19 protein-coding genes are annotated in these 24631 nt (G+C 50.8%); 15 read left to right on the top strand and 4 right to left on the bottom strand.

What is annotated here, in order from left to right; genetic code table 11:
- Positions 1-17: 17 nt before the first annotated feature.
- From galE to P159_RS0116555, 4 genes are all read left to right on the top strand, one after another.
- Complete coding sequence (gene galE, locus P159_RS0116570; RefSeq protein WP_029545897.1) at positions 18-1007, top strand: UDP-glucose 4-epimerase GalE; 990 nt, start codon at positions 18-20, stop codon at positions 1005-1007.
- A 202-nt stretch (positions 1008-1209) separates the two neighbouring features.
- Positions 1210-2709 carry a UDP-glucose--hexose-1-phosphate uridylyltransferase gene (gene galT, locus P159_RS0116565; RefSeq protein ID WP_029545895.1) on the top strand — a complete coding sequence of 500 codons (1500 nt, stop codon included), beginning with the start codon at positions 1210-1212 and terminating at the stop codon, positions 2707-2709.
- A gap of 107 nt (positions 2710-2816) precedes the next feature.
- A complete protein-coding gene (locus P159_RS0116560; protein ID WP_029545893.1) occupies positions 2817-3842 on the top strand; it encodes a LacI family DNA-binding transcriptional regulator in 1026 nt (341 codons plus the stop codon).
- A 220-nt stretch (positions 3843-4062) separates the two neighbouring features.
- A complete protein-coding gene (locus P159_RS0116555; protein WP_029545891.1) occupies positions 4063-6141 on the top strand; it encodes a methyl-accepting chemotaxis protein in 2079 nt (692 codons plus the stop codon).
- A gap of 94 nt (positions 6142-6235) precedes the next feature.
- Here the strand turns inward: P159_RS0116555 and P159_RS0116550 are convergent, their stop codons facing one another.
- Positions 6236-7510 carry a tetratricopeptide repeat protein gene (locus P159_RS0116550; protein ID WP_029545889.1) on the bottom strand — a complete coding sequence of 425 codons (1275 nt, stop codon included), beginning with the start codon at positions 7508-7510 and terminating at the stop codon, positions 6236-6238.
- Positions 7511-7681: 171 nt separating this feature from the next.
- Here P159_RS0116550 and P159_RS0116545 point away from each other — a divergent pair, with 171 nt between their 5' ends.
- The 4 genes from P159_RS0116545 to P159_RS0116525 all read left to right on the top strand — a co-directional run bounded on the left by P159_RS0116545 (position 7682) and on the right by P159_RS0116525 (position 15129).
- Positions 7682-9547 carry a diguanylate cyclase gene (locus P159_RS0116545; RefSeq protein WP_029545887.1) on the top strand — a complete coding sequence of 622 codons (1866 nt, stop codon included), beginning with the start codon at positions 7682-7684 and terminating at the stop codon, positions 9545-9547.
- A 190-nt stretch (positions 9548-9737) separates the two neighbouring features.
- Positions 9738-11864 (top strand): PRD domain-containing protein, encoded by a 2127-nt coding sequence (locus P159_RS0116535; RefSeq protein WP_029545883.1) that lies wholly within the window; start codon positions 9738-9740, stop codon positions 11862-11864.
- Between the two features lie 22 nt (positions 11865-11886).
- A complete protein-coding gene (locus P159_RS0116530) occupies positions 11887-13749 on the top strand; it encodes a PTS mannitol transporter subunit IICBA (protein ID WP_029545881.1) in 1863 nt (620 codons plus the stop codon).
- A gap of 234 nt (positions 13750-13983) precedes the next feature.
- Positions 13984-15129 (top strand): mannitol-1-phosphate 5-dehydrogenase, encoded by a 1146-nt coding sequence (locus P159_RS0116525; RefSeq protein WP_029545879.1) that lies wholly within the window; start codon positions 13984-13986, stop codon positions 15127-15129.
- A gap of 56 nt (positions 15130-15185) precedes the next feature.
- Here P159_RS0116525 and P159_RS0116520 read toward each other — a convergent pair whose 3' ends face one another.
- From P159_RS0116520 to P159_RS0116510, 3 genes are all read right to left on the bottom strand, one after another.
- Complete coding sequence (locus P159_RS0116520) at positions 15186-15692, bottom strand: hypothetical protein (RefSeq protein WP_029545877.1); 507 nt, start codon at positions 15690-15692, stop codon at positions 15186-15188.
- A 64-nt stretch (positions 15693-15756) separates the two neighbouring features.
- Positions 15757-16410: an HAD family hydrolase gene (locus tag P159_RS0116515; protein ID WP_029545875.1), complete on the bottom strand. Its 654-nt coding sequence runs from the start codon at positions 16408-16410 to the stop codon at positions 15757-15759.
- Between the two features lie 62 nt (positions 16411-16472).
- Entirely contained in the window at positions 16473-16901 is a 429-nt protein-coding gene (locus tag P159_RS0116510) for a hypothetical protein (RefSeq protein WP_029545873.1), read from the bottom strand.
- Positions 16902-16969: 68 nt separating this feature from the next.
- On the opposite strand from P159_RS0116510, the gene P159_RS19675 reads away from it, so the two are divergent.
- From P159_RS19675 to P159_RS0116475, 7 genes are all read left to right on the top strand, one after another.
- Positions 16970-18328 carry a serine/threonine-protein kinase gene (locus P159_RS19675; RefSeq protein ID WP_051650430.1) on the top strand — a complete coding sequence of 453 codons (1359 nt, stop codon included), beginning with the start codon at positions 16970-16972 and terminating at the stop codon, positions 18326-18328.
- A gap of 429 nt (positions 18329-18757) precedes the next feature.
- Positions 18758-19000 carry a helix-turn-helix transcriptional regulator gene (locus tag P159_RS0116500; RefSeq protein ID WP_029545869.1) on the top strand — a complete coding sequence of 81 codons (243 nt, stop codon included), beginning with the start codon at positions 18758-18760 and terminating at the stop codon, positions 18998-19000.
- Positions 19001-19196: 196 nt separating this feature from the next.
- On the top strand, positions 19197-20372 hold the full coding sequence (locus P159_RS0116495) for a hypothetical protein (RefSeq protein WP_185753773.1): 1176 nt from the start codon (positions 19197-19199) through the stop codon (positions 20370-20372).
- Positions 20335-22227, top strand: coding sequence for a DUF456 domain-containing protein (locus P159_RS0116490; RefSeq protein WP_221174101.1), 1893 nt, complete (start codon positions 20335-20337; stop codon positions 22225-22227). Before P159_RS0116495 ends, P159_RS0116490 begins: the two co-directional genes overlap by 38 nt.
- Positions 22228-22241: 14 nt before the next feature.
- Positions 22242-22583: a zinc ribbon domain-containing protein gene (locus P159_RS0116485; RefSeq protein WP_029545864.1), complete on the top strand. Its 342-nt coding sequence runs from the start codon at positions 22242-22244 to the stop codon at positions 22581-22583.
- Entirely contained in the window at positions 22580-23047 is a 468-nt protein-coding gene (locus P159_RS0116480; protein WP_029545862.1) for a hypothetical protein, read from the top strand. The genes P159_RS0116485 and P159_RS0116480 overlap by 4 nt, the downstream gene beginning before the upstream one ends.
- Positions 23044-24618, top strand: coding sequence for an AAA family ATPase (locus tag P159_RS0116475; RefSeq protein WP_029545860.1), 1575 nt, complete (start codon positions 23044-23046; stop codon positions 24616-24618). The genes P159_RS0116480 and P159_RS0116475 overlap by 4 nt, the downstream gene beginning before the upstream one ends.
- Positions 24619-24631 lie beyond the last annotated feature (13 nt).

The following is a 24631-nucleotide window of genomic DNA, read 5'->3' as shown; positions in this document are numbered from 1 at the left end:
TGAAGGGAGTTTTTAACATGGCTATTCTGGTTTGCGGTGGTGCAGGCTATATCGGTTCTCATGCTGTCCATCAGTTGGTGGAGAAGGGAGAGGAAGTTGTCATCGTGGACAACCTCCAGACTGGGCACCTGGATGCAGTGAATCCTGCCGCAAAATTCTATGAGGGGGATATCCGCGAGGCTGCGGTGCTGGACAAGATTTTCACGGAAAACAAGATTGAGGCGGTTATCCACTTCGCTGCCAATTCCCTGGTGGGGGAGAGCATGGAGAAGCCCCTGAAGTATTTCAACAACAATGTCTACGGTATGCAGGTGCTGTTGGAAGCTATGGTGCGCCATGGGGTGGACAAGATTGTTTTCTCCTCCACGGCGGCTGTGTACGGCGAACCCAAGCGGGTGCCCATCATGGAAGATGATGAGACCAACCCCACCAATACTTACGGTGAGACCAAACGCACCATGGAGCGCATGATGAAGTGGGTCAGCAAGGCTGACGGCATACGCTTTGTGTCCCTGCGTTACTTCAACGCGGCTGGTGCTCTGCCGGATGGTTCCATCGGCGAGGACCATCACCCGGAGACCCATCTGATTCCCCTGATTCTCCAGGTTCCTTTGGGCAAGCGCGACCATATCACTGTGTTCGGCGATGATTATGACACTCCGGATGGCACTTGCCTGCGGGACTACATCCACGTCATCGACCTGGCAGATGCCCATGTGCTGGCGCTCGATTATCTGCGCAAGGGCGGCGAGAGCAATATCTTCAATCTGGGCAATGGCCAGGGGTTCTCTGTGAAGGAAATGATTGAGGCAGCCAAGGAAGCCACGGGCCTTGATATCAAGGTGGAAATGGGGGCCCGCCGTGCTGGTGACCCGGCCCAGCTCATTGCTTCCAGCGAGAAGGCTCGCAAGATCCTGGGCTGGCAGCCGAAGTTCACCGATGTGAAGCAGGTCATCGGCACTGCCTGGAACTGGCATCAGAAGCATCCGGAAGGGTACGAGAAGTAATAACTTGCTAAGGCGTTCAGGGCACAGGCATAGCAACGCTTCACTCGGAATTTTACCAAGGAATCTAAGCTCATCTGCGCCCTGTGGGCTTGATTCGCTAAGATTCATGGTAAAATTCCGAACGTTACGCTTATGCTATGCCTGTGCCCTTCACTCAATGGGGCAGGATAAGGCATACTCAATTTGGGAAGGAAGACCATAGATGTCCATTAACTACGAAATAAACCGCCTGCTGAATTTTGCTGTGCAGCAGGAACTGATGAATGCAGAGGATTTCTACTATAGTGTCAACCGTCTGGTGGATGTGCTTAGACTCTCGGAGTTTGAGCCGGAGGAAATGGCAGAGGAGCTGGCTTCTCCCATGCCTATCCTGGAAAATATGCTGGACTACGCTGTGGAGCAGGGGCTGATTGAGGACACGGTGAATGAGCGCGACCTTTTCGACACCCGCCTCATGGACTGCGTCATGCCCCGTCCGTCTGAGGTTATCCGCCGCTTTCATAGCGACTATGCCCGCAGCCCCAAGGCGGCTACTGACAGGTTCTACAAAATGAGCCGCGCCTCCAATTACATCAGAAGCGACAGGATTGCCAAGAATCTCCAGTGGAAGACCCCAACTGAGTATGGCGATTTGGACATCACCATCAACCTTTCCAAACCAGAGAAAGATCCCAGGGATATTGCCAAGGCCAAACTGGTGAAATCCACCAGTTACCCCAAGTGCCTGCTGTGCCGTGAGAATGAGGGCTTTGCAGGCCATGCCGGGCACCCGGCCCGTGAGACGCACCGCCTTATCCCTCTGAGGCTTTCCGGGCACCGCTGGTTCCTGCAGTATTCCCCTTACACTTACTATAATGAGCATTGCATTGTGCTGAACCGCAAGCATGTGCCCATGAAGATTTCCCGCCGCAGCTTTGAGAACCTGCTGGATTTTGTCACCATCTTCCCCCATTATTTCGTGGGGTCCAATGCTGACCTGCCCATTGTGGGTGGCTCCATTCTCTCTCATGACCACTATCAGGGAGGGCGGTACGACTTCGCCATGGCCAAGGCTCCCATCGAGAAGCACTATAAGTTTGAGGCCTTCGAAAATATTGAAGCTGGGCGGGTGAAGTGGCCTATGTCCACCATACGCCTCCGTGGTGAAGACCGTGAGGAACTTATAGAGCTGGCTGACAAGATCCAGCTGGCCTGGAGGGGCTACAGCGATGAGAAGGCAGAGATTTTGGCTGAGACAGAGGGCAATCCCCACAATACGGTGACCCCCATTGCCCGCCGCAGAGGCAGTCTCTACGAGCTTGACCTGGTGCTCAGGAACAACCGTACTACGGAGGAGCACCCTCTGGGCTTGTTCCATCCCCATGCGGAGGTGCACCATATCAAGAAGGAAAATATCGGCCTTATCGAGGTCATGGGACTGGCGGTGCTGCCTGCCCGCCTGAAGAGTGAAATGAAGCGGGTGGGCGAGGAACTGTCCAAAGGCACGGAGGATATTTCTGGCATTGAGGAAGTCAGGAGCCATGCTGACTGGTACAGGAAGCTCCGCAGCAAGTATCCTGCCGTGAAGGCTGAGGAAACGGAAAAGATCCTCCAGCGGGAAATCGGCAAGGTCTTTGAGAAGGTGCTGACCCACGCCGGTGTTTACAAACGCACAGAGGAAGGCATGGCAGCCTTTGACCGTTTTGTGGCAGCAGTAAAATGATTTTGAAGAAAAGACAACACGGCTCACCCCGTATTGTCTTTTCTTTTATTTACTGCTATGCTAGTAGAAAAGAAAACGTTGAAACTCTCTAAGGAAGGGTGTTCTATATGATGGGAAAGAAAAACGCCACCATTGTGGATGTGGCGAAGGAAGCCGGGGTGTCTGTGGCTACCGTGTCCCGGGTGGTGAATGGCAACTATCCCGTGAAGCCGGAGACCAAGGTGGCGGTATCTGCTGCCATTGAAAAGCTCCACTATGTGCCCAATGTGCAGGCCAGGGAGCTGAACCAGAGGCGTTCCACCACCATCGGCGTGGTGGTGCCCAGTCTATACAATATGTTCTTTGCAGAAGTTATTGACGGCATTGAGGCCACGGTGAGGAAGGATAAATACTCACTGCTTCTAAATTGCGCCCAGAATGACCCGGAGCAGGAGCAGGCCTGCATCAGGGCTCTGGTAGCCCGCAATGTGGCGGGGCTTATCGTCATTAGTCCCAATACCAGCAATATGCAGGAGGACTTTTACCAGCGTTTGGCAGAGCGCACTCCCCTTGTCTTCATCAACGGCTATCATCAGATAGAGGGGGCTTCCTATGTCAGCAATGACGAGGCAGGAGGCATGAGGACGGCCCTGACCAGCCTCAGGAAACTGGGGCATGAGCGGATCCTGCTGGTGCGGGGCAGCCATTCCGATTCCTACGAGGTGAAGGAAAAGGTCTACAGAAACTTCATGGAGGAACAGGGCTGTCTGGATGAAAACCTTATCCTGGACATAGGTGCAGGCAACAGCGTGGACACGGTGGACAATACGGCTGACTACCTGCTGGCCAGGCTGCCTGAAGTCAGGCCTACGGCGGTCTGCTGCTGCAATGACTTGATGGCAGTGGGGGCGCTGAACGCCTGCAAGGCTTTGGAACTTTCTGTGCCAGAGGATATTTCCATCATGGGCTTTGATAACATATCCCTTTCCCGTTATGTGGCGCCCAAGCTCACCACCATGGATCAGAACATGTTCCAGCTGGGGGAGAGCGCCGCAGCGCTGGTGGTGGAAAAAATCCGCTATGGCAGGAGCAAGAAGATAGTGCTGGGCAATATGCTCATTCAGCGCGAGTCTGTGGCTGAGGCAAAAAAGTAAAGATGGCATACGTCCCCTGTCCTTATGGACGGGGGATTTTTCATGAGAATTTCATTAAAAATATTTAAGTGCACAGGCTTATACAGGGCAGGAAAATAAGCTGTAGTGGCGAACTAAAGCACCAAGAGTTATGCTCCTAAAAAAATGGTTATGTTCAAAGAGGAGAAGTAAGTTTAATTTGGCACGGATGGCCGTAGCCGGGCAAAGGAGAGTGAGGCAAGTGGAAGAATTGCTAAGCAGGTTAAGCGTCCGCAAGAAAATCATGGTGCTCATTTCAGGGGTATTCATCATTGTCATGCTTGTGCTGGGAATTGTGCTTGACCGGGTCATCACCAGCAATACACTGGCCTCCTTCCAGGAGGAAACGGATCTGCAGGCCAGCCAGGTGGACAATACCATGAATATCCTCCTCACGACTTTGAGGGATGAGTTGGTGAACATGGCTGAAGACCCGGTGCTGAAGGCCGGGGGGCAGATTACCGTCTACAAGGATGGCGTGACTGATGGGGAAGGCATGATTGCCATGGACCCACAGGCCAAGGGCGGTTTTGAACTGGCGGCTTACAACATTTTCGAACGCTTCGGAAAGGCCAACAAGTCAAGTGTTTCCGTCATCAGCTATGGCACCCCGGACGGAGGCTTCCTCCAGTATCCTGCTGTCAAGCGCAAGAAGGGCTACGATTCAACCAGCCGCGACTGGTATAAGGAAAGCATGGCAGACGTCAATGCCGTGCGCATCACCAAGCCTTTCAAGACTTCCAAGGGAACTCCCACCGTGGGCATCTTTGCCGTGGTGAAATCCGAGAGCGGCACCCCGCTTGGCGTCCTGGGCTTCAACATCGACCTGCCTGTGGTAACTGACATGATAGGCAAGATCAAGCTGGGGGAGACCGGCTACATCATGGTGCTGGACAGCGACAATGTGATCATCGCCGACCCCAGGCACCCGGAAGCAGACTTCAAGAAGCTGTCAGAGGCGGAACTGGGAGAACTGTCGTCTTTGAACATTGATAATGTGAATGATGAACTGGTACAGGTTGATGTAGATGATACTGCCAAATATGTGAATGTCTATAAGTCTGAGAAGACGGGTTACAAGTATCTGACGCTGGTAGACAAGTCACAGCTGATGGCCAGTGTCAATAACATGCGGCTCTTGCTGCTGGCAGCCTTTGTGATTGCCCTGGTGCTGATTTTCCTGGCCACCTTCAGCATTTCCAACATGATTGCCAAGCCCTTGAAGGCTCTGGAACGTTCCGCTGGCAAGATTGCCGAGGGAGATTTGCGGGATTCTGAGCAGGTGGTGGAGACAGACGATGAAATCGGCTCCCTGTCCGAGTCCTTCCACAAGATGACTACGGAGCTCACAAGCTTGTTGAAGCAGATCAAGGGCAGCAGCGACGAGGTAGCCAACACCGCCTCCACCATGACCCAGGGGGTCACCCAGGTGGCAGAGACCATTACCCATGTGGCCGAGCAGGTGGGCGACATCTCCGAGGCAGCTACCCGCCAGAATGAAACCCTGGGCCAGGTGGTAGACCATGTGCGGAATATGTCCGAGGATGTGGCAACTATCGCCGAGGCATCCAAGAATATCAGCGAGGCGTCCGGCAAGGCGGGCAAGGCTGCGGATGAAGGCGGCCTGGCTGTCAGCGGTGCCGTGGAGCAGATGGAAAAGATCCGCCAGGCGGTGGCAGAGTCTGCCCAGGCCGTCACCGACCTTGGCAAGAGCTCTGAGCGCATTGGCGAGATCATCGGTACCATCCAGAGCATTGCCGAGCAGACCAACCTGTTGGCCCTGAACGCCGCCATTGAGGCTGCCCGGGCCGGTGAGCATGGCCGTGGCTTTGCCGTAGTGGCAGACGAGGTGCGGAAGCTGGCCGAGCAGTCCGGCACCGCCGCCACGGAAATTGCCCAGACCATCAGCACCGTCCAGCAGGTTACGGGAGTGGCTGTGTCCACCATGCAGGCAGGTTCCGAGGAAGTCACCACCGGTTCCAAGGTAGTGAATCAGGCCGGCCAGCAGTTCAAGGAAATTGCCCAGTACATCTCAGAAGTTGACCGTCTGGTGAAAGATGCCACGGTCAATGCCCAGCGGGTGGCCGAGCGCGGACAGGATGTGCTGAAAGCTTCTGAGCAGGTTTCCGGCGCCACCAGGCAGGTCACGGAAAACATCGCCTCCATCTCTGCCGCCACCGAGGAACAGTCCGCCTCCATGCAGGAACTGGCTGCTTCCAGCCAGCATCTGGCCAGGATGGCAGACGACCTCCAGCAGGAGTCGGCAAGGTTCAAGTTCTGAGCTTAGATAAAAAAGATAAAGCAAGGGCTTCCGAAGGTTCATGTTGAACGCTTCAGAAGCCCTTGCATGTTTTGCAGGTTTCTTTTTGGGAAACCTACTCTAAGCAGGCTTCAAACACATACTGGTTACCCAGTACGGTCATATTGGTGTTGTTGATTTCTGCGGCCCTGTGCAGGAGTTTCCAGGCCTCCTCATATTTCCCCTGTGCCACCCGGCAGAGGGCGAGGTTGCTGCAGGCATCGGCCTGCTGGGGAATGAGTTCCAGCACCTTTTCGAAGTCTTTGGCGGCTTCTTTGTGCTTGTTGGCCTTCAGGAGCAAGAGCCCCCGGTTGTACCAGGCCTGAGGAAGGGTTGGGGTGTCCTTGATGAGCTGATTATAGGTTTTGAGAGCATCTTTTTCCCTGCCCTGCTGAGTCTCCATAAGGGCCAGGTTGTATCTGGCGGCGGTGCTTTTGGGGGCGTGCCTGAGGGCTGAAGTGAAGTCTGCCATGGCCTTGTCAGTCTCACCGCGCTTGCTGTAGACTATGCCCCGGTAGACATAGGCACTGGCGTCTTTGCTGGCTTTGAGCTTCTGTTCTGCTGCCCGCATGGAGGTGTCGCTTCCGTCAGGGGCCTGGGCTTGCTGCCAGAGGTTCAGGATATCCTCTCCGTAGGTAGTGCCGGGGACGGCCCAGTTGCCGTTGAGTCCCGTCCAGTATTTGATCTTGCCGTAGAGGTCCGGGCGGCTCTGGATCAGAAGCTCATAGCGGGGGTCGACGATCTTCTCCTGGGGACGCTTGGTGCTGGTGTAGGCCAGGAGGTGCTGTATATGGGCCCGCACGCCGATGGCGGCAGTGGGGAAGGCAGCGCCTTTCACCTTGTTGCCTGTGGCTCCCAGGCCGCAGTAGTTGTTCTGGCTGGGCAGCACATCCCCGCCGTAGGCAAAGAAGCCTGTTTCCTTCAAGGCCTGGCATAGGGCGACATCCGGGCGTATGCCCTCCCTGCCAGCTTCTTTATAATAATTGCTCACTATCTCTTCCACAGAGCAGGTGAGTTTGGGGCTGGGATTGCGCTTCTTGATAAAGGCAACCATCTGCTCTTGGGTGGCTTCCGCCTGCCCCAGGATGGTGATGCTGGAAGCCTGGGCGGCAGTTTCTGTCAAAGGTTCCGCATAGGCGGGGGCAAGGAGGAAGTGGACAGCTTTGATGGCTTTCTGGTTTGCCTTGCCAGGCATTTTCTCTGGGAAGACAGGGCGTGAAAGCGTGAGGTTTTGGGCGGGCAGGTTGTTCTCATGATAGGAGGGAGCCGCCTCTTTGGCGCAGGCCGTGAAGGAGGGCAGGATAAACAGGCAGGCAAGGCCTGCAGCCAGATGTCTTGCGTTTGAGTTCATGGGCAAATCTTCCTTTCTTGTGAGTATGACTATATTCTACGCCTTTTCCTCTTGTTTGTATATGTGTATTCAAGGGGGATTCTATTGCCCGTGAACGGTTCCCTGTGATAGAATAGACATAAGAATCTCTATTTTTTGTTATTTATTGGCATTGGTTAGGGTGGGATAAATATGAAACAAATGCCATATCTTATACATGAGGAAGCTGATTATCTGGCCATGCAGTGGGAAGTTCGGGTGGCCCTGGGGGAGATGGAGGTCAGCCAGCTGCTCATCTCCGTCTTTGGCACGGAGCGTGATGAGGAGAGCACGGAAGTCATCATGCGGCGGCTTCACAGGGATTTTCCCAATGCGGAAATCCTGGCCTGCATGGCGGCGGAAGCGGTGATGGAGGGCAGCGTGGCCTGTGACGGGATTCTCGTGGGCTTTTCTGCTTTTGAAAGTGCCCAGGTGGAAATCCTGGGGATGCCCGCAGATAAAATGACGCCCAAGGAAATGGGACAGAAGCTGCTTGCCCGACTGGATGAGATAGAGCACCCCAAGGCCGTGTGGGTGCTGCTTTCCGATGTGACCCTGGATATCACTGATTTTCTGGCAGAGGCCAGCAAGTGCAGCCCGGAAATCAAGTTTTTCGGCGGGATTTCCGATGAGGGGCGGATGGGTACCAAGGGAAAGTTTTTCCTGACGGATGGCTCTTTTTCTTCGGGGCTGGCCCTGGTGATATACTCCGGCGAGAACCTGCATGTGGATACTTTCTACAGTTTCGGCTGGCGTCCTTTGGGACGGGCCATGACCATCACGAAACTGGAGACGCCCTATATTGTGCAGGAAATAGACCGGCGGCCTGCCGTGGAGGTCTATGAGAAATATCTGGATATCCACAATAGCGATAATCTCTTCTGGGATGCCCTTACTTTCCCCATCTGTGCCCAGCGTGACGGGGAAATGATGGCCCGGCATCCCCGCAGTGCCCGGAGCGATGGTGCTTTGGTTTTTGGTGCGGATTTCCGCCTGGGGGAGCAGGTGCGCCTGACTTATGGCGATCCGGAGGGCATCATCAAGTATGCCCGGGTTCTGAGAAAGGAAATCCAGGCTTTCCAGCCCCAGGGCATCTTCATTATTTCCTGTGTGGCCCGCTGGCTGCTGCTGCAGCATGATGTGGCCTTTGAGCTGGAAGCCTGCCGGGGTGTGGCACCAGACTTTGGCTTCTATGGCTATGGAGAATTCGTGCGCAAGGGCAAGGAACTGGTGCTGGCCAATATGAATCTGGCTGTTGTATGCCTACGTGAAGGTGAGGCTGGAGAGCCCCGGGAGTATGAGGAGCTGGGAGAGGAACGCCAGCTCACCAGCCAAACCAGCATCATGCGTCATTTGGTGTATTTCGTCAATGCCATGTCCTATGAGACAGAGAAGACCACGGCGCGGCTGAAGAATCTTGCCACTACCGACTGGTTCACCAATCTCATGAACAGGAATGAGATGGAAAAGGCCATCAAGAAAGGCCTGTCCTATGTCCAGTCCTCTGGCCAGCAGCTGGCTGTCATCATGCTGGATATGGATGATTTCAAGGCCCTCAACGATAAATATGGGCATGACGTGGGAGATCAGATCCTGCAGCAGGTGGCTGCCATTCTCCGCTCCAAGATGAGGAAGGTAGACAGTCCAGGCCGCTGGGGCGGCGATGAGTTCTTCGCCATCCTCATTGGCACCACGGTGGAAAAGGCCTATGCCCTGGCTGAGGAAATCAGGCAGGAGATAAGCAGCCTGGAGATTGTCGCCGGGGGTGAAAAACTCACTGTCAGCCTGGGGCTGACGGTGTCCGGCCAGGAGGATGATGAGACAGATGTCTTCAAGCGGGCAGACAAGGCCCTCCATATGGCCAAGCGCAAGAAGGGCAAGGACTGCACGACGGCCTTGGACGAAACGGGGCTGAAGTGGGTGCCAAAGAAGAAGGCTGCCAAAAAGGAGGCCGGGGCGGAAGACAAGCCCAAGAAAGCAGGCCGGAAGGAGACAGCAAGAAAGAACAAAGATGCATGAATTTCAGGGAGTCGCAGACGCTGCAGCCAAGTGTTTGCAACTCCCTTTAATTTTGTCCTGTTTGGAAGTGGACAAAGGCGTATTTCTTCCGCTTGCTTTAAGTTTATGCTCAATCTATAATGAATTCATCGAAAGCAAGAAGAAAGACTTGCGATTAGATATTGCTTCTGAGTGATCATAGGAGGCAGCCATGATAGCTATCAAAGAACGCACAGCATCTATCCTTTCCCTGCTGGCAGAGGCCAAGGCTTATCTGCCGGTGGGGGAAGTAGCCGACAGGCTCCGGGTCAGCGCCAAGACCGTGACCCGGGACCTGCCGGAGGCCGAAGAGTTCCTGGCATCTTTCAGCCGGAACCTTCGACTGGAAAAGAAAAAGGGAGCAGGTCTCAGGCTCGAGGGAAGTCCCGAAGCACTTGAGGAGCTCCTGGCAAAACTTGGGAAGGTGAAAAATCACAACTACACCCCGGAGGAGAGGCTTGCCATCATCGTCAGCCGCCTCCTGCCGGAAAGTGAGCCTGTGAAACTCTTCTATCTTTCCTCCCTGCTGGGCGTGACGGACAGCACCGTCAGCAACGACCTTGATAAGCTTGAGGGCTGGTTTAAGGGACACGGCCTGAAGCTCATCAGGAAGCCCGGGCTGGGCGTCTACGTGGCAGGGGAAGAGAGAAGGATTCGCCAGGCTATCGTAGCTTTCATCTACGATCACGTCACAGAAGAAGAACTCTTGGAATTAGTACAGGAGAGCCTGCAGGAGGACGAAAGCGCACGGCATGTCAGCCGGGCGGGAGCCTACCTGCTGGACCTGGTAGATAAGGAAATAATTCATTCGTTAGAAATAATCATCAGAAAAGCTGAAAGAGAGATGGACCGGCGCCTGTCGGACCAGGCTTTCATCGGCGTGCTGGTACACCTGGCCCTGGCTGTGCAGCGCCTCCGCAAGGGGGAGCGCATCGCCCTGCAGCCGGAGTATCTGGAAAAACTTAGCAAGAAGCAGGAATTTGCTGTGGCTTCCCGCATGGGAGAGGCCATCAGCGGGGAGTTCGGCCTCACCGTCAGCGAAGATGAAGTTGGCTATATTGCCATGCATCTCTTAGGCGCCCGCAGCCGCTATCAGGAAGAAAGCATGGCGGGCACGGTGCTGGACAACTTCCATCTGGTACGTCTTTCAAAGTCAATCATGAAGGCTGCAGAGGAAAGGAGCGGGGAACCGCTCTACCGCAATGGCGAACTGCTGGCAGGGCTGGTTAATCATCTGGGCCCTTCCATCAGCCGCATGGAGCTGCATATGGCCATCAGGAATCCCTTGCTTTCGGAAATGAAGGAAAAGTTCCCTGAGCTTATGGAGCTGGCCAGATACAGTGTCCGGGAAGTGGAAAAGGAACTGGAACTGGAATTTCCCGAAGCGGAGATTGCCTACATCGCCATGCATCTTTCTGCCGCCCTTATGGGCACCAATCTTTTGGAAAAACTCACCGCGAGAGTCATCGTGGCCTGCCCCACGGGGATGGGCACCAGCCGCCTGCTGGCGGGCCAGCTGAAGAAGTATTATGCCGAAAGCCTGGTTATCGTGGACCAGGCAGCTGCCTTGCAGCTGGCGCCCGGCTATTTCGAGCTGCACAAGGCAGACTTCATTATCTCCACCGTGCCGGTGCCTGAGGTGCCGCTGCCAGTGGTGACAGTGAATGCCCTGCTGACAGAGGCTGACCGCCGGGAGATTGACGAGGCTGTGCGCCTTATCGGCGAGAAGCAGGTGGAGAAGAAGGCTCAGCACAAGAAGGTGCAGGTGGATTTCCAGTCTGCCCTGCGGGTGCTCTCCGTTTATAGCGGTGCCATCCTGAGCCTGCTGGACAATTTCTTTTTCCTGGATGAGCAGAAGGCTATGACCGTACAGGAAGCAGCCGCTGCCATCGGCAAGAGGGTCGCGGAAGACCATGCACAGGCAAAGGAAATAGAAAAGGCCCTGCTGGCCCGTGAGGATCAGGGCAGCACTGCCATCCTGGGCAGCCACATGATCATGCTTCATTGCAGGAGCAAGGCGGTGGAAAGCCTGCGGTTGGGCATCGTGCACCTGGGGGAGTATTTCCTCTATCCCGCAGAGCCGGGGGAGAAGATCCGCACCGCCATCGTGTTGCTGGCGCCGGAGTCCTGCTCCTGCTATGAGCTGGAGACCATCGGCCATCTTTCCTCCATCCTGCTGGAAAGATGGGGACTGCTGGAAGTGCTCCACGAGGGAGACGAAAGGCATATCCACGGGGAGCTTATCCGTATCTTCAAGGAATTCTATGAGGAAAAGAGTCGAGAATTGATAGATAGTTAGTTGATTACTGGAGGTTTGACATATGAGCGCAAACGCAGCAACGGCTGCCAGCGGCGGCTTTCAGGAAGCCATGCAGAAATTCGGACGTTTCCTGTCCGGCATGGTGCTGCCCAATATCGGTGCCTTCATAGCCTGGGGCCTGCTCACGGCCCTCTTCATTCCCACGGGCTGGCTGCCCAATGAATACCTGGCCCAGGTGGGCGGGCCCATGAGCAAGTGGCTCATCCCCCTGCTGCTGGGCTACAGCGGCGGCGCGGCTGTCTACGGCCATCGCGGCGGCGTGCTGGGGGCCATTGCCACCTCCGGTGTCATCGCTGGCGCAGACATTCCCATGTTCCTGGGAGCCATGATCATGGGCCCGCTGGGAGGTTTTGTCATCAAGAAGTTTGATGCTTTCATTGAGGACAAGATTCCCACAGGCTTTGAGATGCTGGTGAACAATTTCTCCGCCGGCATCATCGGCGGCATTCTTTCAGTGCTGGCTTTCGTAGCCGTAGGCCCTGTGGTGCTGGCTGCCAATGGCGTGCTCCGGGCAGGGGTTGAGGGCATTGTGGGCGTAGGCCTGCTGCCCTTGGCCTCCATCATCATCGAGCCTGCCAAGATCCTCTTCCTGAACAACGCCATCAACCACGGGGTGCTGAGCCCCTTGGGCATCCAGCAGGCTGAGGAATTCGGCAAGTCCATGTTCTTCCTGCTGGAAGCAAATCCCGGCCCCGGTCTGGGCATTCTCCTGGCTTACTGGTTCTTCGGCAAGGGCGCAGCCAAGGAATCCACTCCCGGCGCCATCATCATCCACTTCCTGGGAGGCATCCATGAGATTTACTTCCCCTATGTGCTCATGAAGCCCGTGCTGCTGCTGGCTGTCATCGCCGGCGGCATGGCAGGTGTCTTCACTCTGAATCTCCTGGGAGGCGGCCTCATTGCTCCCTCCTCTCCCGGTTCCATTCTGGCAGTTCTGGCCATGACTCCGAAAGGCGCTTTCCTGGCCAATATAGCTGATGTTATCGTTTCCACCTGCGTTTCCTGCGCTGTGGCTTCCGTCTTCGTGAAGGCTTCTGCTGAGGAAGGGGCCGAGGAGCTGGAAAAGGCTCAGGCTGAGATGAAGAGCATGAAGAATCGTGGCAAGGTTGTTCCCCAGCCACAGATTGTGGGCAGCGAGCTTCGCACCATCGTCTACGCCTGCGATGCAGGCATGGGCTCCAGCGCCTTGGGGGCCGCTTCCCTGCGCAAGAAGCTGAAGAAGGCTGGCGTAGAGGGCATCACCGTGGCCAACTTCGCCATCGGGAATATCCCCAAGGATGCCCAGATTGTGGTTACTCATGAGAAATTGGCTGAGCGTGCCCGTGAGGACGCACCTCAGGCCGAGCATATCCTGGTGAGCAACTTCACCCAGAACGATGTCTTCGAACAGATTATGGCCCGCCTGCAGGGGGGCGCTGTGCAGACGGCTGAGGCCAGCCTGTTGGAACTGAAAGATGTGAAGCTGGGCCTCAAGAGCGTCAGCAAGGAAGAGGCTATCCGCTCCGCAGGCGAAGCTCTGGTAGCTGCAGGCTGTGTGGACCATGACTATGTAGAGGGCATGCTCCGCCGTGAGGAGGACATCAGCACCTATGTAGGCAAGGGCATCGCCATCCCCCACGGCGAGAACGCTGTGAAGGAATCCATCCACCGCTCCGGCATCGTGGTGCAGCAGTATCCTGAGGGCGTGAAGTTCGGCAAGGATACAGCTCACATCATCGTGGGCATCGCCGGCAAGGACAATGACCATCTCTCCATCCTGGCAGGCATCGCCTCCACCATGGACGAGTGCAGCGATGAAGAACTGGAAGAGCTCTACACTACTGATGATCCGGAGAAGCTCTACAGCATGTTCGTTACTACCTGATAACTTGATATTTGATTGATGAATGTCCCTTTTCGTCAAAAACTGCTCTATGGCAGTCTTTTGGCGGGGAGGGACTTTTTCTTGCGAAATTATGGAGGATTTGAACTTGGGACATATCATCACAGGACGAGTTTTGTGGTTTGGGTCATTGGTCTTGGGTTCGGTAATGTTTTTGGGCTTTAACGTTTATCTGATGATGGCTGGTTTGGCCAGATATATACGGAGGTTTTGACAATGAAGAAAGCAGTGCATTTTGGGGCAGGAAATATTGGCCGCGGTTTTATCGGTGAGCTTTTGGTGCGCTCCGGCTATGAAGTGGCCTTTGTAGATGTGAACAAGGAACTGGTAGACCTTATCAACGAGAAAAAATCTTATAATATTGAAGTGGTAGGGGAGGAGCCCAAGAAAATCCATGTGGAGCATGTCCGGGCCATCAACAGCAATGAGCACCCGGAGGAGCTTTTCCAGGCTATTGCCGAAGCGGATATCGTCACCACCGCCATTGGCCCCAATATCCTCAAGTTCATTGCGCCCAACATTGCCAAGGGCCTTGCTGAAAGGCTTAAAACTAACAAGCAGCCTCTGAACATCATCGCCTGCGAGAACATGGTGGGGGGCTCCACGGTGCTGAAGGGCTTTGTCTATGAGCATCTGCCTGAGGATCTGAAGGCAGAGGTGGAGGATTTCATTGGCTTCCCGGATGCTGCCGTGGACCGCATCGTGCCTTTGCAGAAAAATGAGGAGCCCCTGCTGGTGAAGGTGGAGCCCTATGCGGAGTGGGATGTGAACGCCAAGGGGGCCAAGGGAGAGTTGCCCCGGATTGAGGGACTGACCTGGGTGGACAACCTTGAGGCCTATATCGAGCGCAAACTCTTTACTGTCAACACCGGTCATGCCTCTATTGCCTATCTGGCCTACCGCAAGGGCATCACGGACATCTACAGCGCCATGCAGGATGAGGAAATCGTGGAGCAGGCCAGGAAGGTCTGGGCAGAGACAGGGAGCCTCTTGGTGCAGAAGTTCGGCTTCGACCCCAAGAAGCATGCTGAGTACGTGGCAACCACGGAGCGCCGTTTCCACAACCCTCATCTCTCCGACGCCGTCACAAGAGTGGCAAGAGGCCCCAAGCGCAAGCTGGGCAGGAAAGACCGTCTGGTAAGCCCCGCCCTGCAGCTTATGTCTGAAGGGCGCAAACCCAGCGCTCTGGCTGATGTCATCGGTGCCGCCTTGCACTTTGACTATCAGGAAGATAAAGAAGCCTGCGAGGTGCAGGAAACCATTCAGAGCGAAGGCCTTCACAAGGCCATTATCAAGCTCACGGAAATCCCCGAGGATTCGGAACTTTTGAGGCTGGTGGAGAACAAAGCAGCAGGATTTTAAAGGATAACAAACATAAAGCAGGCATAGGAAGCTGTCATGACTTCCTATGCCTGCTTTTACGCTATATCGCCAAACAGTGGCTTCTGTGGTACCATCTTAGTCTGGTACTCTTCCTGACCATTATTCTTGATGATGGTGGGCCGTGAAAGGTCTGGCTTTTCCACCATGATGGGCTTGGTGCGGTGTTGGTCGATGATTTTCCCGTCCTGGTAGGTAAGGACCAGGAAGGAGCCGTCCGGCATATACTTCCTGATGATTTCCGTGTCGGTGCTCATCTTTTTGGCTGCCTTGTTCTCTTCGGCGGTGTTCTCATCCTTGGTGAAGAGGGAGGAGCCGCTTTCCTCCAGATCCTTCTTGGCCTGAAGGGCTTCCTCGCCTCCGGCAGCCTTCAGGGCCTGTTCGCTGGCAGTCAGTCCCGTTTCCCGGTAATCCTGCCACATCTGTGTGAGCTGGCTGGCGAAAAGGGCCTTGAAGTCCTTCATTTCTTCTTTGCTGCCCGGCATATTCAGCACGTTGCCTGAAGCCGAGGCCGCAGCTTTGAGATTGGGCCAGTTGATATTCATGAAAATCCTCCTTTCCGAAGATATCTCTAGTTGATATATCGTAAGAAAAGGAGGATTGCTTAACTTATTTTCTGAGAATATGGGGAATATATCCCACATGGGGCACAATAACCCTGTGGGGCAGTCCCTGGAACGCATAACTGTTGGTATTTCCCGTCAGCACCGCCGCAAAATCCACCCCTGCCGCCTGGGCGGCCTTGGCATCCACCAGATGGTCCCCCGTGTAGAGGGTGTCTTCCTTGGGCACGCCGAAATATGCCAGAGCCTTCAGCAGCCCCTCTGGGTCTGGCTTGTGGGCAGCCACCTCATGACAGCCTATCACATGGTCAATCAGGTCTTCGCATTGGGAGAGTTTGAGCCTTTCTTCAATGCGGCTGGCAGTCTTGCTGGACACAATGCCGACTTTTGCCCCCTGCGCTTTCAGTTTACTGAGGGCGGGCAGGGACTCAGGATAAAAGTGGGTGCCGGCAGTCATGTATTTGTCGGCAATGCCGGTATAAATCTGGCAGAAGCGGTCAATCAGCTCTTCGTCCTGAGTGTTAAGAGCGATGCCCACGGCTTCTTTCATAGGCAGGCCAATGAGCCTGGCCAGTGCCTTGTTATTGTTCCTGGGAAATCCCATGCTTTCCATGGTCTTGTGGAAGCATTTGACGATGACGTCTCTGGTATCCACCAGGGTCAGGTCGAAGTCAAAGAGGTAGAGGGAATATCTTTTCATGTTATGCTCCTTCAAAGAAAGTAATAGCTATTTCAACAGTATATCACGTTTGGCAAATGAGATTATCCCAGCATGTCCTTTTCTCCCAGGCTGTAAAGCAGGTTGTTGGCATCCTTCACGGAAAGACCGCGTTCCAAAGCGGAGATGATGATTGAATCCCAGGGATGACGCGGATAGAGGAGGCCAAGCCCTGCATAGCGCAGGAGATATTGCGTTTCTGCCAGGCTGAGGTGCATGGCCATAGCTAGAGCCAGCAGCTTGGGGCGGGAGGGATTTTTCTTGTCGCCAGAGAAAATATGGTAGGCATAGGTTCTTTCCAGAAGGGAAGCCTGCACCACTTCACTCTTGTTGAGTTGTTTTTGGGTAAGCAGGTCTTCCAGATAAACATGGAGCGGTTGGGCCATTTCTCCTTCGTTTTCTGACAGGAAGCGGCTGATGTCTGCGTCCTCCTTCAGCTGGGAAAAGAGTTCTTCTGTTTCTTTTTCGTACATAATTGCCCACACCTTTCCTTTCTGCTAGAATCATCATAGTGTATTGTGCGGGGAAAGGCAAGGTTATCATGGAAAGATGGGAGCTGGCTTTAGGCAGCCTTTACGAACCAGTGGACAAGTTGGAAACCAGTGGGGGCAGTGCCAACTGGCTTATATATGATAAGCTTGGCAAGCGTGTCTGCCTGCTGAAGCAAAGAGGGCTGGCTGCCAAAGCTGTCTACGAAAAGCTGAAGGACATGAAAAATCCCCACCTGCCGGAAATCTACCGTTTGGTGGAACTGGATGGGAAGCTTTGGGTCATAGAGGAATATATTGAGGGAAGCACGCTGGCTGAGAAACTGGAGCAGGAACGCTGCCTGGAGGAAAAGCTGGCCCTGTATATACTGAAAGAGCTGTGTACCTGCTTGGGCCATTTGCATGATGCAGAGATCATTCACAGGGATATCAAGCCTGCCAATATCATGCTGACGAAAACCGGGCAGGTAAAGCTCATCGACTTCGGCATTGCCCGCCAGACGAAGGAAGGCGGCGCCAGAGATACAGAATCTCTGGGCACCAAAGGCTATGCGCCGCCGGAGCAGTATGGCTTCGGGCAGACAGATGCCAGAAGCGACATCTATTCTCTGGGGGTGACCCTGCAGAGGATGCTGGGCAAGGATTACCGGGGAGTGCTAAAAGGAATAATCGCCAGATGCACGGCCCTTGATCCTGCTGACCGTTATGGCTGCGTAGAGGAAATAATGGCAGATCTGAGCCGCAGGCAGAGGGGCAGGGCACTGCAGCGAAAGACAGCAGCGGCAGCTCTGGTATTGGCAATTCTGCTGCCGATATTTTGGTGGCAGCAGCAGTCTGCTGAGAAAATGCTGCCTGTGCAGGAGGTCGTTGTGATGGAAGACGGGCAGAAAGAAGATGAAGCAGCGCAGCCTGTCACAGCAGACAGGCCTTATCTGCCGGAGCCAGAGCCGTTGGCAAAGGAACCAGAGAATCCGGTGGCAAATGATAGTCCTGCCGAACATCCAAAGGAAAAAGACCCGCCATCTTTCACCTACCCCTTCCTGCAGAGATCACAATGCACCTTCTACCTGAACGGCAGTCCTTTTGAAGAAGGACTTGGCATACCAGCATCCATCTGGCAAAATTGGGCAGGCAATGAGGAGAGCAGAACTTTCCCTGATGAATGGACGCTCAACCTGCACATAGAGAACGAATCCGCTGCAGATTTTGTTTCCCCAAGATTGGAAATAACTTACGATAGAGAGGTCGCCAGCCAGACGCTCCCTACTATCCCTTCCGGCGTAGCCCGTGATATCGCCATTCCTCTGGGAGGTAGAAACATTCGCGGCAGGTTCTGCAATATGGGAGTGCGGCTGGAGGATGCCGGGGGAACGTCTATGTACTGGAATTTCCAGTTTTATTTGGAGAGGTGAGGTTTTCTTCTACACATGAAAGAAGGAAAAGCATCAGGCATTACTGCGGAAATCTTTTTCTGGTCTGTCATGGCGAGCGTAGTCGGCTACTACATCTGCAAGTGGTTGGACAGGCTTTGAGGATTACGGCTAGCCCACAAGTGCATGGAATACAGGTCTGGTTAACCTTGTCAGGCGTGCGCAGCCGCTCTTCGGAGCGGCTTTTTTGCGATTGTGTATACTGTGTCTGCATTTTAGGTGTGTCCTGGCAGGACACCAAAAATTGGAGGGATTGTGGTACTATAAGCAAATACAACTGTGGAGGTGGGGAAAAATTTTCTGGAAATGAAAAATTGATACTGTGAGTGATAGTTTTATAACTGAAAGTCACAACAAGATATTTTGAAATGTTCTATAATGTAAATATCTATACATTGGAGGGATGGAAAGATGGAGCCAACTGTTGACGAGAAGAAAGCTATGGTAGGGCTGAATATAGGCTACTATCGTAGGTCTCGTAACATGACGCAGGCTGAACTGGCGGAGCAGATAGAGGTTAGCAGCAATTTCTTATCTCAGGTTGAGCGTGGATTGAAGCATCTTTCTATGGACAAATTCTTCAAGGTAGCAGAGATTTTGAAGATTGATGAGCGATTACTGCTGGATTTCAGTAGGAAGCAGGATTTTGTTTGATGTGTCCAGCCAAAGGTATGTTATTGAAGTTGTAGTTGTTTTTTGTAACCATAAAAGTCAGAAAAAATATCTAATTCAAAAAAATATAGCAATGCGAGGTGAATTGACAAGCAGTGTGGTTGATAGGACTTTGAGGTTTTATGAATTAGGGAGCTGTGCTTAGAAAGCGCAGTGTAACATCAAGGAGGGGCTTATCATGAGTGATTCATACGTAAAAGTTTCATTAAGCGATTCGCTTTTACAGAATTATGATACCGGGAGCACTGTAAACTTCTATTCTGAATATCCAAATGGAGATTATAAAGATAGTTCATTGACAGTTTCTTCTTCGTCTATAACTGAAGCATTTCCCTCATCTAGTTCTCATAATAGTTATTATAGAACTGGAGAAATGACACGCTATAAGAATTATGATTATTATAGACTAAGTAACGACGACTTATCCTCATATAATAAACAGCAGCCCAAGTATAAAGTATCTCAATATATCACAACTAATGATAGAAATTGGACTGTTCGTAACAGCTCATATCATACTACTAAAGATACAGTAGTTAGTGGTGCTGGTAACGATTTGATTATATATGCCGATGTGGTTTTTGCAGGTGCTGGCAATGATGAAATCGTTGTGTGCGGAGGAACTGTACGTGGGGGATTAGGCAATGACTCCATCCAGTGTTATAGTACAAATTCTATCAACAATCCTAATACTGTAGTTTTTGAGGCTCAAAATGGTAATGATATTATAACCGGTAGTGTTGATGTAATACAATGGGAGGCTGGATATACAGGAATATCAGTAGGAAGATATTATGATAGTTGCTATAAAAGTTATTTAGGACTGCATTCAGGCAATGATTCTATACTGCTGGGAACAAATGATCAATTTGTAAAAATAGTAAGTAGTACTGGCGATGAAATTGCTCAAGTTTATCTTGAAAGTGACAGTGACTACATAAATTCACGTTCTATTGATGGAAGTAAGTATAGCTCTCTGGAAGTATTGATAGGAAACAAAAGAAGTGATACAATCACGGCAGGGACTGGTGGCTCATCTCTTTGGGGTGGTGTAGCCGGAGACGACAGTCTGATTGGCGGAGCAGGATCGGATTATTTCTTTTATGGTGACAATGATGGCATAGACTACGTTATGAATAGCAATGCTGCTGATCGAGTTGTCCTATATGGTTCTTTGTCATTTCAGTCTATATCGCAGACAGGTAACGACCTTGTTATCCAGTATGCACCTGACAGAAAACTAACTGTCCAAAACTGGTCGGAAAATGGCATGAACAGTTTCCAGATTTTTGATGGCAGCGTCTGGGGAATCCATTTTGAGAATGGTACCCCCACATATTATCGTAAAGGTTAATAACAAATCAAACTTCCCACATATAAAATACAATGCTATTTTATGGTGTGGGAAGTTTGAATTATGCAGTTTTGTCGTAGAAATTGCCTGTGTTTGTCAAGCTGATGTGATAGTGGGAGAGGTTGAAATGAGTGAACTCAAAGGTATAGTACAAGCGGATTTGACTGGTATAGAGAATAAACTAAAAGATATCCATGGACGTTTAGGTAATATAGATGCAGGCATAGATACTGTAGATGACCATGTTAAAGTGGTCGATAAGCATATTGACAGGTTAACGCAGGACTTACATCATTTCATTGCCTATCAAATGGGCAGAAATAATGTGCAGGAAGCAAAAGCGGATCTTATTGATATAAAATTGGAGCTGGAGCAGAAATTTGGCAAATACAAAACAGTGCGTGAACATGCATTGGGGATTCTGCAGGCAGATGACTTGGGAATTGTTAGAAAAGAAACCATAAGCACAGCTACGGAAGAGTTGATGCTGGCCACGCCAGGGTATTGGTTGGCTCCCTGTTTGGTGGCACTTGCTGCTTGGATTAGCAATCAGCAGGATTTGGCGGACAAGGCGGTAAAAGAGGGACTTAGACGCAATGATGAAAAAACATCATTATTTTTTGCCTTGGTATGTAGGCGGGCAAATCGTAAAAATGCGTGTTTGAAATGGGCACAACGATATTTGGCAGGTCAGAATGAAGAAAGTTTGGACAGGAATGCAATTATCATCTTAGATGCTTATGCAAGTGGATTATTGGGGGCAGATTCAGAAGGCTTGATTGCCAAGCAGATTGATAAGTGGCTGGAGCACTTGGCTGAAAAAACGGGATTCGTTGAACAACAAAGGGAGCAGTGGTCAAAGGCAATTTTGGCCAAACGTGAACCTGTGGATACATCTTCGTATACTTATTTGCGGAGGTATAGCCCCACATGGCCGGTATTAGAGGATATTTTAGAAGGGGCAAATCTACATGAGCATATTTTTGATTATTTTGCAAACATATTTGAACAGGAAGCAACAAATAATTCTCTCAAGGAGCAATTAGATGATATTTTGCATAGTTTAGTGACGGATTTCGATGATGAGGAATTACCGTTAAAGAAAAGAGAACGTTATAATGAATTGGTCATACAATTTGAGGGTGATAAGGAGCGGGCTAAGAAAAATTTGGACATAGAGGAAAAGTTATTTGAAACCCACAAGGATTTTACGCAACTGTTGACAGAGGCGGCCATGAATCCAGAGGAATCACATGCTAGTGTATCTACGCAGAAATTTGCTATTGCTTTGTCACGTGATTGGATAAATGAGGCCTATAACGATGTTATTGCCAAGAATCGCATGAAAATTCCTCATAAAATATTAATTCAAGTGGACGTATTAGACGATAATACCATAGCAGGTGAAAATGAAGAGAAACTGTTAGAAAAGTATCGGGATTTATTATTAGATGAAAAAAAGAAAGCTCTAGAAAAATGTGTGCTGACAGGGTTTGATACTTTTTGTCTTTATGGAGGCGGTGCCATAGCGGCAATGGGCGGAATTATGGCGTTGACCGGCAGCAAGGGGATGGGCATAATTGCTGTTATAGCTGGCATTGGTTGCGTGATTCGTCATTTTAGTCGAAAAAATGAGATTGTGGAATTGAAGAATAAGATTGAGACAGATTTCGCCCAAAGATTAGAGACGGGGCTGGAGGTTATACGTGCCTTCATGGCAGAAGTTGTTGATTTTCGGGAAGAGTTTACTGAAAAAGATAAAAATAGTCAGGATGTATTGGATTTCTTAAATCAAATCACACCAGAACAGTATGTCAGAAAACTGACAGATAGCAATCGTAAGATTATGTTGTAAGGGAGAGTGGATTTATGGCTGAATCGTTAAATGACAACGAAACTGATATGTTGAAAGAGAGCAATAAAATTATATGCCCTAATTGTTCAAGTGAGAATGAAAGTGATTGGGCTTTTTGTTATTCCTGTGGGACAAAATTACCCAATGGGAATGAGGAGCAGTCAGGTACACAGATAAATATGGCAGGAATGACTGTTCCACAAGTGGCAGTAAATAAGTATAAGCCATTAAAGAGACATATAGAAATACACGTGCCTACGATAGAGGTGGAGGAAGAAAGTGTTTTTGCCAAGGATCTTCCAAGCTGGAGTATAGAGCCACCACAATTACCAGTGAGGAGGGTGAGAGACAAATGATAGCAATACCAAAAAGCTATGCTGAATGGATAAATCTTCTGGCAATGATTAAAGAGAAAAAGGAAGATAATGAAGTGCTGGAAGCAATGCATCAAGGAGAACTGATATGGCAGCCAGGCATAGCGGAAAGATTTATGAAGAAGTTTATAGAAGTGATTAATTTTCGTATGAATGCTGCTACAGACAGGTTTCAGCTGGAAATGAAACGATCAGGCAATAGTGACAGTATGATTGTGCAGTCAATTTTGCATTTGAGAAAGGAAATGCAGTTCCTTCTTAAGTTGTCTGATTTGAATGTACTACCTGAGGTACAGCGCAATACGCTTAGGGATATGATAGATGAGCAGATTGTGAGCATGCAGAAATCATTGGAGGACTCTGCTAAGAGCGACCGCACGGGGAAAATGCTGAGTATCGTAAGAAAGAACAGATTGGACAGTATTATTAGGGAGAGAAGAAAATGAGTGATGCAATAAAAAGTAGAGAATTATTGAAAAAATATTCCCTAGCTAGAATTCCATTGATTACAATCAATACCATTGAGCATGGACGTACATTAGATATATTAAAGGAAACGGCGATAGAGTTGCAATTACCCTTTTATGTGCATACTTCTTCTAAAGGTGTATATGATATTGTCACAGAAAAAATTGTAAACGAAGACAAATCCTTTTATGGGGCAATTGATTATATGACAGAACAGATGCAACGCAGACAATACTTGACAATTGTATTGACAGAAACCCCGGATTTAAGTTCGGAGAATAACGAATCGAAACAGATTTTGGCATTAGTAAATCTAGCCAATGAATCTGGCGGTGTTGTTATTATTATGACTAATAATACGGTTTGGAATCAGTTGCAGCGTCAGGGGTTGATTGTAAAGATAGGCTTGCCTGATGAAGAAGAGATGTATTCCATTATCAAGGAATATATAGATGATTATAGAAACGAGATTACGATAGAGTGGGATAATTCGGATATCAGAGAGGCGGCTTCGGCCTTAGCCGGAGTCAGTAAGATTGAAGCGGAAAATGTAATTGCGGTTTTAATAGCGAATAAATGTATTAAAAAGTCTGATATGGATGAGATAAGGTTTGCCAAGAACAGGTTGTTTTCAGATATTTCAGGCTTGGAAAAAATAGACGTTGACCGCAGTGTGGAAAATGTCGGCGGATTAGAGGGGCTACGCAGGTGGCTGGAAGAAAAGAAAGAATTATTGAAGCCGGAAAAACGAGATATGCTGCGTGCGAAGGGGCTTCAGCCACCGCGGGGAATATTATTGGTAGGTGTGCCTGGTTGCGGCAAGTCATTGTCTGCTAAATCAATTGCTGCTAATTGGCATTTGCCGCTCTATCGCTTGGACTTTGCCACGGTGCAGGGGAGCTACGTTGGTCAGTCTGAGCAGCAGTTGAAAGATGCTCTGACAACGGCAGAGAATGTGTCTCCATGTATACTGTGGATTGATGAGATAGAAAAGGGATTATCTGGCGCAACAGGTGGTGCAGGTGATGGCGGAGTATCTACTAGAATGGTAGGCCAGTTCTTATTTTGGATGCAGGAATGTAAAAAACAGGTGTTTGTAGTAGCCACTGCGAATGATGTATCAATGTTACCGTCAGAATTGTTGCGTAGAGGACGTTTCGATGAGCTGTTTTTTGTGGACTTGCCTACTGCAGATGAAAGAAAAGATATTTTGTCATTATACATGAAGAAATATTTGAATGTGGATTTTAGTGGGGATTTGGCTGATAAAATAATTCAGCTCACTGATGGGTTTACTGGTGCTGATTTAGAGTCGACAGTAAGGGATTTGGCTTATCGTACGATAGCGAATCCTAATTTTATTATGACTCCAGAGCAACTGATTACAGCATTCAATAATGTGGTTCCTTTATCCCAGACAAGCCCTGAAAAAATAGAATCTATACGTGAGTGGGGAAAAGAGAGAGCAGTACCTGCTTCTGGCAAGCCAATCGGTGGTGAAAAACTGGCGCAATCATCAGGTGTTAAGACAAGAAAGGTGCTTTTGTGATACTTAATTTCGC

It is taken from the genome of Selenomonas sp. AB3002, from assembly GCF_000702545.1.
GTDB lineage: Bacteria > Bacillota > Negativicutes > Selenomonadales > Selenomonadaceae > Selenomonas_B > Selenomonas_B ruminantium_A.
This window is presented reverse-complemented; position numbering and strand designations above follow the sequence as displayed.